General features: G+C 59.7%; 10 protein-coding genes. 4 read left to right on the top strand and 6 right to left on the bottom strand.

From position 1 onward, the window contains the following. Positions 1–21: 21 nt before the first annotated feature. Positions 22–1170, bottom strand: a complete 1149-nt coding sequence (locus tag RE4_RS04085) for a TetR/AcrR family transcriptional regulator (protein WP_084324861.1) — start codon at positions 1168–1170, stop codon at positions 22–24. A 219-nt stretch (positions 1171–1389) separates the two neighbouring features. Here RE4_RS04085 and RE4_RS04080 point away from each other — a divergent pair, with 219 nt between their 5' ends. Then, the gene (locus RE4_RS04080) at positions 1390–2547 is read left to right on the top strand and encodes an acyl-CoA dehydrogenase family protein (protein ID WP_060938042.1); all 1158 of its coding nucleotides are present in this window, start codon (positions 1390–1392) and stop codon (positions 2545–2547) included. 64 nt (positions 2548–2611) lie between these two features. Here RE4_RS04080 and RE4_RS04075 read toward each other — a convergent pair whose 3' ends face one another. Beyond that, complete coding sequence (locus RE4_RS04075; protein WP_060938041.1) at positions 2612–4057, bottom strand: aldehyde dehydrogenase; 1446 nt, start codon at positions 4055–4057, stop codon at positions 2612–2614. Positions 4058–4241: 184 nt separating this feature from the next. On the opposite strand from RE4_RS04075, the gene RE4_RS04070 reads away from it, so the two are divergent. After that, positions 4242–5195 carry a TauD/TfdA dioxygenase family protein gene (locus RE4_RS04070; RefSeq protein WP_081098297.1) on the top strand — a complete coding sequence of 318 codons (954 nt, stop codon included), beginning with the start codon at positions 4242–4244 and terminating at the stop codon, positions 5193–5195. Positions 5196–5205: 10 nt separating this feature from the next. Here the strand turns inward: RE4_RS04070 and RE4_RS04065 are convergent, their stop codons facing one another. Next, on the bottom strand, positions 5206–5760 hold the full coding sequence (locus tag RE4_RS04065) for a TetR/AcrR family transcriptional regulator (protein WP_060938040.1): 555 nt from the start codon (positions 5758–5760) through the stop codon (positions 5206–5208). A 185-nt stretch (positions 5761–5945) separates the two neighbouring features. Here RE4_RS04065 and RE4_RS04060 point away from each other — a divergent pair, with 185 nt between their 5' ends. Next, on the top strand, positions 5946–7169 hold the full coding sequence (locus RE4_RS04060; RefSeq protein ID WP_060938039.1) for a cytochrome P450: 1224 nt from the start codon (positions 5946–5948) through the stop codon (positions 7167–7169). Between the two features lie 6 nt (positions 7170–7175). Here RE4_RS04060 and RE4_RS04055 read toward each other — a convergent pair whose 3' ends face one another. Together RE4_RS04055 and RE4_RS04050 are read right to left on the bottom strand one after the other, a co-directional pair. Further along, complete coding sequence (locus tag RE4_RS04055) at positions 7176–8561, bottom strand: lipase family protein (protein WP_269138337.1); 1386 nt, start codon at positions 8559–8561, stop codon at positions 7176–7178. Next, positions 8561–9844, bottom strand: coding sequence for a hypothetical protein (locus RE4_RS04050; protein WP_060938038.1), 1284 nt, complete (start codon positions 9842–9844; stop codon positions 8561–8563). The genes RE4_RS04055 and RE4_RS04050 overlap by 1 nt, the downstream gene beginning before the upstream one ends. Before the next feature lie 460 nt (positions 9845–10304). Between RE4_RS04050 and RE4_RS04045 the strand changes: the two genes are divergently transcribed. Further along, the gene (locus RE4_RS04045; protein WP_127160017.1) at positions 10305–10910 is read left to right on the top strand and encodes a hypothetical protein; all 606 of its coding nucleotides are present in this window, start codon (positions 10305–10307) and stop codon (positions 10908–10910) included. 98 nt (positions 10911–11008) lie between these two features. Here RE4_RS04045 and RE4_RS04040 read toward each other — a convergent pair whose 3' ends face one another. Continuing rightward, complete coding sequence (locus tag RE4_RS04040) at positions 11009–11626, bottom strand: alternate-type signal peptide domain-containing protein (RefSeq protein ID WP_158630224.1); 618 nt, start codon at positions 11624–11626, stop codon at positions 11009–11011. Positions 11627–11657 lie beyond the last annotated feature (31 nt).

The following is an 11657-nucleotide window of genomic DNA, read 5'->3' as shown; positions in this document are numbered from 1 at the left end:
AGCACCCGGCTACTCTCTCGACTAGCCGCCCAGCAGAACTGCGGAGCCGATCTCGAACAGGCGCTCAGGCAGGTCGTCACGACGACGTAGCCGGCCGATACGCACCGCGTTTTCCACAACGGTCAATGCGGCATTGACGGTTATTCTGGCCGTCGCGGGTTCGAGCCCCGGACGAACGTCGTCGAGCATCTTGACCCACAACGCGACGTACTCACGCTGATTCTGTTCGCACGTGCGGCGGAACTTGTCCGGCAATTGGTCGAGTTCACTGATCAACAGTCCGATCAGATGACGCTCGTTGATCGCGAAATCAATATGTGCCGCAAGCAATCCGGACAACGCATCCTCCGGTCCCGATGCGGCAGCGAGCGCCTGCGCAACACCGATCCGCCGCCGCTCACCACCTCGCGAAACCGCCGCGATCAGAAGGTCGATCTTGGCATCGAAGTGGTTGTACACATTGGGGCCCGTAGTTCCGGCAGCCTCACCGATGTCCTCGGTGTTGACCGCCTGGTACCCACGCTCGTCGAACAGACGAATTGCTTCGGTCAACAAGAGTTCACGCCTGGGCATCGCCAACGGAACGTGACCGGTCGGCGTCTCCACCTTCACCTCGGAGTGGCCGAGTTCCGTATGCACCGCCCGCTCCGCCAACTCCGCCAGCAGCAGTTCCATCTGACGTCTCGGCAGGGACACCCGATGCGAGGACACACTGTTGAAGACAGCGATGAGAGCCCAGGCGAGTAGATAGCTGTCTTCCTCGTCGAGTTCGGGGCGTTCCGTTCGGATCAGCGCAGCATCGCGTGCGGCAGCACTCTTGAGCGTCGCGCGCATTTCTTCCCGTTGCTCGTCGGGTAGGTAGCGGGCTTCGCGTTGCCACAGCAGCGAGAGCCCTCGACGACGAGATACCGACGCCGCAAGCTCGGCGATCATCGATTTCAGATCCTCGGACCCGGCGACCCGGTCGTAGAGCGATTCGATGCCCGCGTTGACCGCGGCGTAGAGAAGATCCGGCTTGTTCTTGAAGTGCCGATACAGGGCAGGCGCCGTGATTCCAACTCCCGCAGCCACCTGCGCAACGGACACGTTGTGATAGCCGTGCTCACGGAAAAGTTCACCAGCAGCAGCAAGTATCTGCTGCTTGCGGTCGTGGGGCCGACGTACGACCATCGTGACTCTCTCCTTCGCGACAACCGGAATTTCCGAACAAACCGGAATTCCGAACAACCAGTGTTGCATCGTCAAACACACGTCTATGAGTTATTATTCACTTATTGCCGGAAAACAACAGCTCATTCCGCAGTTTTCTCTCAACATCTGGTTAGAGAACCTTACCTCACCTCAGAACCGGACACCTGACTTCAGGGTACCGAGCCCAAGGAGAATCACGTGCAACGAACCGTCTACAACAGCGATCACGATACGTTCCGTCACATGATTCGGACGTTCATCGCCCGTGAGGTCGTCCCACACTTCGCAGAATGGGAGGAAGCCGGCATGGTTCCCCGGTCACTGTATCGGCAGTTGGGTGACCTCGGAATATTCGGAATCGAGCTACCCGAGGAATACGGCGGCGGCGGGGAGACGAGCTTCAAGTATCAGGCAGTGATCCGTGAGGAGACCGCACGGGCAGGGGTCACTTTCGGCGCCGACGTCGTCCACACGTGCCTCGTCCTTCCCTATCTGGTCGAGTACGGCAACGACGAACAGAAAGCGCGGTGGCTTCCCGGTTTCCTCTCCGGTGAACTGATGACCGCCATCGCGATGACGGAACCGGGCGCCGGTTCCGACCTTGCCGGGATCAAGACAACTGCGAAACTGTCCGGTGACGGCAGCCACTACGTGCTCAACGGATCCAAGACGTTCATCACCGGCGGAGTGCAGGCCGACTTGATTCTCGTGGTCGCCCGCACCAGTCCTGCAGGCGATGCGGACCGCCGCGCTGGTCTGTCGATTCTCTGCGTCGACACCACGTCGGAAGGCTTCAGCGTCGGTCGCAAGCTCGAGAAGTTGGGGCTGCGAGCGCAGGACACCGCAGAACTGTCGTTCACCGATGTCCGCGTGCCGATCGAGAACCTCCTCGGAGAGGAAGGTGCCGGGTTCGGCTACCTCACCCGAAATCTCGTCCGGGAACGACTCGGCGCCGCCGTGGGGTCTTACGCGAATGCGAGCGCAGCAATCGAGTTCGCGACCGCATACGTCAAGGAGCGCGAGGTCTTCGGCACCCCCGTGGCTCAGTTCCAGAACACGAAATTCGTCTTGGCAGAATGCTCGGCAGAAGTCGCGGCCGCGCAAGCTGCGGTCGACCGAGCACTCGATCTGGACGAGATCCGCGAGTTGACCGTCGCGGACGCCGCGAGGATCAAGCTCTTCTGTACTGAAATGGCCGGCCGCGTCATCGACAAGTGCCTGCAACTACACGGCGGATACGGCTACATGCGTGAATACCCGATCTCACGTCTGTATGCGGACACACGGGTCAACCGAATCTATGCGGGTTCGAGTGAAGTGATGAAGACGATCATCGCCAAGGACATTGGCATCTGACTCAAGCTGATTCGGCCCCACCTCGACAATCGAAGTGGGGCTGAATCTTTGTGATTCCGCCTGATCAAGCAGGGAGGAAGATGCTCTTGGCCTCGAGGTACGCTGCCAGACCTTCCGGGCCGAATTCGCGCCCCACTCCCGAATTCTTGTAACCGCCGAAGGGACCAACGACGTCGAATCGTTGGCAGTTGACCGAGAAGGTGCCGGTGCGAATCTGCCGTGCCACCTCGACGCCGTGCTCAGTGTCCGCGGTCCAGACTGCTCCGGAGAGTCCTAGATCGGAATCGTTGGCAATCGCGATTGCGTGGGCTTCGTCTTCGAAAGGAATCAGGCAGACGACCGGCCCGAAGATTTCCTCGCGAGCAATCCGCATGGAGTTGTCGACGTTGCCGAAGACCGTGGGTTCGACGTACCAGCCCGTCGAAAGCCCCTCCGGAACAGACCCTCCCGTCAAGATCTTCGCACCCTCTGCCTCGCCGATTCCGACATAGTCGAGCACTCGTCGCTGCTGCGCCGCACTTGTCATCGGGCCGATCACAGTCGCCGGATCGGTAGGATCGCCGACCTTCATCGCCGCGACTGCGGCAGCGAACTTCTCCGCGATCTCGTCATACCTGCTGACCGGCAACAAAATACGCGTCAGCGCGACGCAGGCTTGACCGCTGTTGGCGAACGATCCGGCCAAGATATTGGGCAGCGCCTGATCGACATCTGCGTCTTCGAGGACTATCGCAGCCGACTTGCCACCGAGTTCGAGGGTCACCCGCGTGAGATTCGCCGCCGCAGCGGCCATGATCGCCTTACCTGCTGCCACCGAACCGGTGAAGGCCACCTTGTCGATTCCGGGGTGGGCAACCAGATAAGCGCTCACGTCTCGTTCGGCAGGCAAGACGGTCAGCACTCCCTTTGGAAGCCCTGCCTGTGAACAGATCTCGGCCAGCAAGTTCGAATCGAGCGGTGTCTCCGGAGCCGGTTTCAAGATCACCGCGCATCCACTCAAGAGTGCCGGAGCAAGTTTCGCAGCGATCACCAACTGTGGCACGTTCCACGGAACGATTGCGGCCACGACACCCACCGGTTCGTGACGGATCAACATCGGGCCGCCGACGCCCGCACGCGACTCTTCGAACGGGAACTGCGCCGCAACGGCACACGCCGCGCCGTAGGCCGCAACGGCTCCCAACACCTGCGTGCGCATCGCCGAACTGGCCGGAGCACCGTTCTGCCGCGAGATCAGCGCTGCGAATTCCTCACTCCTGGCGAAGATCGCGTCCTTGATGCGAGTGACGACCGCGATGCGATCAGCAAGAGGTGTCTGTGCCCACTCCCCGGAATCGAATGCCGCCCTCGCGATCTCCACTGCGCGGTCGACGTCCGCCGTCGACGCCGCTGGGACCGAACCGATCACGCGCTCCGTGTGCGGCGACATCACCTCGATGACTCCACTACCGGACGGCGTCACCCATTCACCGCCGATGAATAGTTCCGTGTACTCGAGACGTGTTTCCATGCTCGTCCACTCCTAGGATTAGTGTTCAACGGATCAGTGTTTCGAACCATCGAATCTGCCGCAGACCATCAGATTCAGATCATAAAGTTAATTCTCAATAATGCAACCATGCTTTTCGCTCACCCTTGACACATTTAAGGATATTGCCTTACCGTGGCGTAAGACCCCACCCGAACGAGTAAGGATGACGGACATGACGGCATTCGTGAGCGGACAGATCTATCCGATAGCAACCGATCCACTCGCCGCCTACGGGCCGCTCGTGGCCTCTCGCACCGCGGAGGGATTCGAAGTGTTGCCGTACACTCGTTTCACACTCACTCCGACGACGCCTACCATCGGTGCAGAAATCTCGGGAATCCAACTGAGCGGCCAACTCTCGGATGAGACGATGTCGGAACTTCGCCGAGCGCTACTCGAATGGAAAGTACTCTTCTTCCGCGATCAAACTATCGATCGCAGCGAACACCGAGATTTCGCGAGTCGATGGGGCTCACTGGAACAGCATCCGTTTTTCAAGTACACCCAACCCGGTCAAAGCGAAGCCGACATAGTCACACTTGCAAAAGATGCGATGACCGGCGGGGTCGAGAACAACTGGCACAACGACGTCAGTTGGCACGAATTCCCCTCGTTCGCAGCGGTATTGCGCGCAGTCGAGGTACCCCCGGTCGGAGGCGATACCTTGTGGGCCGATACCGGAGCGGCATACGAGCTACTCCCAGAGGGCATCAAAGAACGCATCGACCAGCTTGTTGCCGAGCATGATTGGATCAATTCGTTCGGCAAGCACATGGATCCGTCGACGGTGGCGAAGTTGCGTCCACAGTTCCCGGCGGTTCGACATCCGGTGGTGAGAGTGATTCCCGAGACCGGCCGAAAGGTTCTCTTCGTCAATCTCAGCTTCACCCAGAGGATCGTCGGGGTGTCCGAAGCCGAGTCCGACGAGCTACTCACCCTGCTCTATCGACACGTACATCGTCCCGAGTTCCAAGTACGACTCAAGTGGCGGACGAATACGATTGCATTCTGGGACAACCGAACTTGTCAGCACTACGCGGCCAGCGACTACTTCCCCGCCCGCAGGGTGATGGATCGAATCTCGATAGTCGGCGACAGACCCGTGGGCACTCGCTGACGCGGCAGCCTCAGGAGCTGACGAACGACTCGACCATCCGTCGTTCGGCGGCCCTGTCTGCAAGAGGCCACGCCAACAGCATCAACACGATCCGAACCACCCACTGCGACTGTTGACCTTCGGGATCCAATCCAGCAAGTTCGAGTGCAGTACGCGGCAGCAACGGAGAAGACACGAGATACTCGTCTATACCGTTGGCCCGCGCCGCCGCAAGGCCATGGCTCATGGCGGCGTCGGCTCTGATCGCGTCGACGGCGACGAGGATCGACTCCACGATCCGCTCGTCGCCGCGCAGTGATTCGACGGCAGCCGCAACCTGGCTCGCCACGGACGCCGCACCTCGCGACAACAGCCCCTCACGGATCGCGGACTTGCCACCCACGTAGCGGTAGAGCGTCGCCCGCGAACAGCCTGCGCGGGAAGCGACGTCGTCGGCATTGAACCGATCGAATCCCTGTTCTCGAATCAGCTCTGCTGCAGCCGCGAAGATGCGCTCGGTTGCGAGTTCACGGCGGTTACCGCCGGCCAACCAGTCGGCGGCGCGGCGCTCGTTCACACCGGTCACTCTCCGTCACCTCGTCTCACCTCGAGACAGATTCAATCAGAAATCTCAAGGCTACGGAAGGCCGCGAGCCTCTGACCTGGGAGAAGTACGAGGGGGTCGATGTGCGTGAGATTTTCTCAAAATGCCAGTTCAGAGGCCTTTTCCACCTGTTGACTTCTCCTCGCTGGCCGTGAAATCTTCCATTCGTGACACCACCGACGCTGGACATCAACCCCTTCCTCCCGTCGAATATCGACGACCCTTACCCGCTCTACGACGTACTCCGGCGCGAGCACCCCGTGTATCGAATACCCGATACCGACTTCTATCTGGTGTCGACGTGGGAACTGGTCACCGAAGCCGTTTCCCGTACCGAGGACTTCTCCTCCAACCTCACCGGCGTACTGGTTCGAACACCGGACGGATCTGCCGTGACGTTCGACATGAACGGCGGCGGGCAAGCCGTTCATGTCCTCGCGACCGCCGACGAACCCGACCATCAGCACCATCGCAAACTTGTCCTGCCGACACTGGTCGCCAAACGCATACGAGCACTCGAGCCGACGATGCTCGGGTACACGCAGCAGTTGTGGGACAACGGCTTCGACGGTCGCCACATCGACTGGGTCACGTCGATTGCGGACACCCTCCCACTGCAGATGGTTGCCGCACTGATCGGCTTGCCGACAGCCGACGTCCCCCAATTGCTGGCGTGGTCTTACGACAGCACCGAACTTCTCAGCGGCATCGTGACGGCGGAACGGTTTACGGACGTCGTCAACTCGGCGGCCGAACTCACCGGGTACCTCTACAGCAAGTTTCGTGAGGCGCGGACAAACCCGGTCGACGATCTACTCGGAGACCTCGTCCACTGCTGTGACGCAGGCGAACTCAGCGAAGACGTGGCCGTGCTGATGCTGGTGCAACTCGTCGGTGCGGGTGGCGAATCAACCGCCGGACTGATCGCCAACTCTGCACGGCTACTCGCCGAGCGCCCCGAGATACAGACGCAGCTGCGCGAGGACCCTCTACTCGTGAGCGCATTCCTGGAGGAGACGCTCAGACTCGAGTCGCCTTTTCGCGGACACCACCGACATGTCAATGCGGACACAACCCTCGGCGGAGTGGCGCTACCCGCCGGCAGTCATCTCATACTGCTGTGGGGCTCGGCGAACCGCGACCCGGAGTCGTTCGCCGAGCCACACGCGATGAACCTCGACCGGGCCAATCTCCGAGCGCATTTCGCCTTCGGCAAGGGAGCACATTTCTGTGTCGGGGCCGCGCTGGCCAGGCTGGAAGCAAAGACCGCCATCGCCGTACTTCTCGAAAACAGTTCGCATGTCACAGTCGATTCCGAATTCCCGCCACGTTGGGTCCCCAGCATGTTCGTACGGCGCCATCAGAGTTTGCGTCTCGCTGTCACCGGATAGTTTCACTCAGTTGTCGAAATTGTGGGCTATCCAATCGATTGTCTGCATTCCGAACAGGTCTGTCCCCCAACCGTATGGATCCGCGACTGCGCGATCCATACTGCAGTCCGTGGGCTGATAGCTCACGTCCGTCCCTCGGCTTCTGTACGTGTCCGCCAGTTCTCGCGCATCAGCTGCCGGTACAAGTGACATCGGGGAGTCGTCCTTTGCGCACGAAGTTATCAATACCTTCGACGCCGGAGCACCGTGGCCCAATACGTTGTCGTCGTACGCACGCTGGAAGCTGGGTTCTGTGATCGGATCGATTCCCGGCGCGAAAAGGCTTGCCAACGGTACGAACGGAAGCGTGAAGTACGCCGGCATCTGGCACTCACCCCGGTACACGTCGGCAATCACTCGGCCCACGGGATTGAGCTTGTCGTTCAACTTCATCTCGGGATACCACGGTTCGAGACCGAGGAGCGTCGCAAATCCGAAGCCCGCGCCGACCGAGGAATCTGTTGTCTCCATGAATGTTCGGGGCTTGATCACCATGCCCTCGAGGACTGTCGAGACGATATCGAGTTCCGGCGCGTAGGACTGCGCAGATTCTGCGGCGAATGCCGAACCGACTCCACCACCAGCGATTCCGAACAACGCAATCTCCGCCTCCGGATTCAGCTCGGAATCCTGCAGCTGAAATGCTGCGCGCACTGCATCCAACTGGGCGTGCCCGGCGAACTTACCCGCGAAGACACCGTGGGGATCACGGTCTCCGTTGTTCCCGACGTCGGAAATCACTACGGCATAGCCTTTTCCGAACATCAGCGCCAGTGGACCCAAGGCCGACCAGGAGGCGCCGTCCAGCGGATCGCCGCCGGTCCAGTGTGAACTCGGATGACAGTAGCCGCCGACGCTGTCGTTGGCCTCCTGATAGCTGATGATCTTCTTCTCCGACGCCGGCGTTCCGTCGATCGGGATCATCATGATTCCAGTGCTCACTACCGGCGTCGAACCGTCGATTCCGGTTGTGACATACATGATCTTGTAGGCGTCGAGCTGTCCCGGTCTGTATCCGGTGAACAGTACATCCACCTTCTTCGACTTCAGGAGATCACCGGGACGCTCGGCGCCGGTCAACACCGGCTCGTCGTAAAACGGATCATCGGCGGTGAGAGCAGTGAAGATCTCCTCTTCGGATGCGAACTCCCCTGAACTGAGAGCACCGACGGTGAACCCGTTGAATACCTCTCCCAGAGTTGGGGTGTCGGTCCGAAACTCCTCGGATACAGGAGTTTGCACGTCTTTCGGGACATCATTGTCCGGCACCTCAGCTCCGGCCGTTGCTGGCAGGACCAGCGCAACGGTCAGCGCTACCAGCGGCGCCAACCTTCGGAATGTCGCCGACGACATCACTGAACCGTCACTTTCAAACTGGAGAGGGCCGATTCGAGAGTTTGTGGGAGGGTCATCATCGGGCGGTGGCTCTCCAATTGAATTTCGTAGGGAACACTCAATGTGGCTACGAGCCGTGGCCAATCTTCTTCGACCATCGCTCGGTACTTCGGCAATAGCTGTGAGGTGATGTAGTCCCACCGGTCCTCGTACACCGACCAGTTCCAATCCGGCAGCGGCATCGTCACGTTCGCGGTGCGTCCGTCGGCGAGTGTCGTCGTGAACTCGAGGGGCCGGAACGAGCGAGGCGGGACCACGCCGGCGACCGAGGGCGAGCCGGCAACGGTCGATGCGTAGGTGATCGCTTCTCCCACATCACCTTTGTAGGCGCGCACGGTATCCCACTGGTCGCGGATGATCACCCCTTGCTCACGTTGGAGCAGCGCAACGTTCCCCAGTGCGATCCGATTCGAATCACTGGACGCGACATCACGCCAGGCGTCCATGACATCCTTGCCGAATAGTCCGGCACTCTGCATTTCCTCCAGTGCAGGAAGCCCTTCATCCACGTATGCCTGATGCATCGGCATCAGATCCGAGAAGATGTTCTTCTGCATCACCAGGATCATCCCCAGCACATAATCCAAGTCGTCCGCCGTGACGTTCCTGCCCACCGCCGCGAGTGCGCGCAGCCCTGCCGGCAATTGGTTCAGCGCCTGCACGCCAACCTGATCCGTGACCTGAGAAACTATCGAATTGGCAACCTGCTGGAGATTCGGAAACGAGTACACGTCCGCCATCAGTTCGAAGTCGATCAGTCCCCCGCCGAAGTCTGCGCCTACCTGTCCGCCCATGCCCGCCCACTGCAATTCCGGGTGCCCGAGTTGCAGATCCTCGTAGTAGCGGTACGACTTCACCAGGTTGGTGCGATTAGCCGACACTCCGGCGCGCGGGTTCCACGATGAGAGATCGATTCCGGCGGCTTCCGTGGCAGCGACCAATCGATACTGAAACAGCAAGGCCGCATAGGATTCCGGACTGCGACCACTGGCGCGGGCTTCTTCCACAAGGGCTTGCAAGGTGCCGAGATCAGTCGGCAACGCGGGATGGACACCGCCCGGACCGTGTTCGGCATTCCGATTCACCAAAGGCAAGTTCACATACTCGTCCAGTTCGGACGCCGAGGCTGATGTCTGGACCGACAGCAACGCGGACATCGCCAGCGCACATGCCGCCGTGGCTGCCAATACGTCGCGCGCCCAACGACGTCGCCGAACTACGGCCCCCAGGTTTAACCGCATATCGGTCCTCGTACTCAGGTCGGCAATCGCCCCGATCGATTGCCGAATTCATACTTACTTTGCAGTAAGATAGCTGAATCTGTAAGAAATACCAAATGCCGAATCAACATCTACACAGCGACTGAAGCCATTGCAGATGAGAATCCTTTACCCCGCATGGCCGGCATCGAAACCCACTCGACAAGCGATCAACCAGCTATCCGCGCCCCCAATCTGCGGCTCACATCCGCTCCGATCACAGTTCATTTTCAGCTGCCTCCCAGTAGATTCGTCAGACTTCCGAAAATTGTTGCACAACATACAGTTAGCTCTCACAACTCGTCACGCTCGGACGTTTGTCCGACTAGAATTCGGAGTTATGAAAACTATCAGTTACTCATCTCGAAAGCCTGGTGCGCTATGGAGCACAGTCATTGGGATACTCACGGCCCTCGTACTTGCACTGGTGGGCGGAGCGCTGATGCCGTCGCTCGCTCACGCAGCGGACGGTGAGAGTGGAATCATCGAGTACTCCGCGGACTACTCGACCTGGGGAGATACTTCCAAAATCGTCTGGAGCACAGACATACTCATCCCGGGTGGGACCAACACAACCACATTTTACGTCCGAAACGCATCGGACCGCGCAGGTGAGGCACACTTCTACGTCGGAGATTACGAAATCAGCGACGGCATGGAAGCATTCCTTCGTGTCGACGTAAATGGCGTCGCCGGCAATCCGCTCACCGTCACCGGCAATGCCGCCACACCAAGGACCCAGTTGAACTCGGTCCACCTCGCACCGGGCCAAAGTGCCAAGGTTGCCTTCGTCATCGGAATGCCCTTCGAAGCAGGGAATTCGTCGCAGAACGGCAGTATTACGCCGAACTGGAGTGTAGACCTCACGCTTGATTCCACCGATACACCCGTCACGCCCGGCGGAACCGGATCACTCGATTTCGGTTCCCTGAATTTGGGGTCGGCGAGCTTCGGTTCACTCGACACCGGATCAGTAAAGACCGGATCTGCCAGCTCCGGATCGCTTGATGTCGGATCGCTCGGCAAGTCGGTCACATTCATCGGATAACCGCCCCCTACAACAATTCACAAAGTGAGGCCGGGTAGCAAATCTGCTACCCGGCCTCACTTCTGAACAGCTATTACTCTGGCGTCGACCGCGCCTTATCATGCAGGTATCTGCACCAGATTCACGTCGAATCGCGCCAAGTTCAACGACTGATCCATTGACACCGCTGTCGCGGAATCCTTGTCGAAGGTGAAACGTATTGCCACATCGACGATCTTGCCGTCCTTCGACGTACTGACCACAGTTCCGTCCGCACCGACCGGCACTGGTACACCATCGAGCTTGACTTCCGTGACCGGCTTCAGCTGGGCAACCAGAGCAGCTCCGCCGGAGACACCCAGATCACTGGTCGACAGCTTTGCCTTCATTTCAGTTCCCTTGATCTCCAACGCGAAACTGGCGTGATAGGTCAGAACGTCGCCCGGCACGACAACCATTGTCGAAAGGTCGATCGGACCGTTCTGATCCGTCCATGTTGGTGCAGTGACGGTTTTCAGCGCCAACGAACCGGATTCGACCGGAGTAGTCACGACAGGGGTAGTCGTAGCCGGAACGGAAGTGGTCGTGGTGGGCTTGCCGCCGCCTGAGGAACCCAGCGAGCCGGTATCAGCACAGCCCGTCAGGAATGCCGCTCCGCCGAGTACGACCAGCGATACCCCGATCATTCTGGTACGTCTCGCGTTCCATCGACTTGCGGGAACGATACGATCATTCATCCGAACTCTCCCGTCCCCGAATTCCCTCTGT

It is taken from the genome of Rhodococcus erythropolis NBRC 15567, from assembly GCF_001552595.1.
GTDB classification, from domain to species: Bacteria; Actinomycetota; Actinomycetes; order Mycobacteriales; family Mycobacteriaceae; genus Rhodococcus_F; species Rhodococcus_F erythropolis.
This window is presented reverse-complemented; position numbering and strand designations above follow the sequence as displayed.

What these genes read in the sequence shown, in the direction of transcription:
- RE4_RS04040 (WP_158630224.1), bottom strand. Translation starts at nt 11,626, where the DNA reads ATGAATGATCGTATCGTTCCCGCAAGTCGATGGAACGCGAGACGTACC.
- RE4_RS04045 (WP_127160017.1), top strand. Translation starts at nt 10,305, where the DNA reads ATGCCGTCGCTCGCTCACGCAGCGGACGGTGAGAGTGGAATCATCGAG.
- RE4_RS04070 (WP_081098297.1), top strand. Translation starts at nt 4,242, where the DNA reads ATGACGGACATGACGGCATTCGTGAGCGGACAGATCTATCCGATAGCA.
- RE4_RS04050 (WP_060938038.1), bottom strand. Translation starts at nt 9,844, where the DNA reads ATGCGGTTAAACCTGGGGGCCGTAGTTCGGCGACGTCGTTGGGCGCGC.
- RE4_RS04055 (WP_269138337.1), bottom strand. Translation starts at nt 8,561, where the DNA reads ATGTCGTCGGCGACATTCCGAAGGTTGGCGCCGCTGGTAGCGCTGACC.
- RE4_RS04085 (WP_084324861.1), bottom strand. Translation starts at nt 1,170, where the DNA reads ATGGTCGTACGTCGGCCCCACGACCGCAAGCAGCAGATACTTGCTGCT.
- RE4_RS04075 (WP_060938041.1), bottom strand. Translation starts at nt 4,057, where the DNA reads ATGGAAACACGTCTCGAGTACACGGAACTATTCATCGGCGGTGAATGG.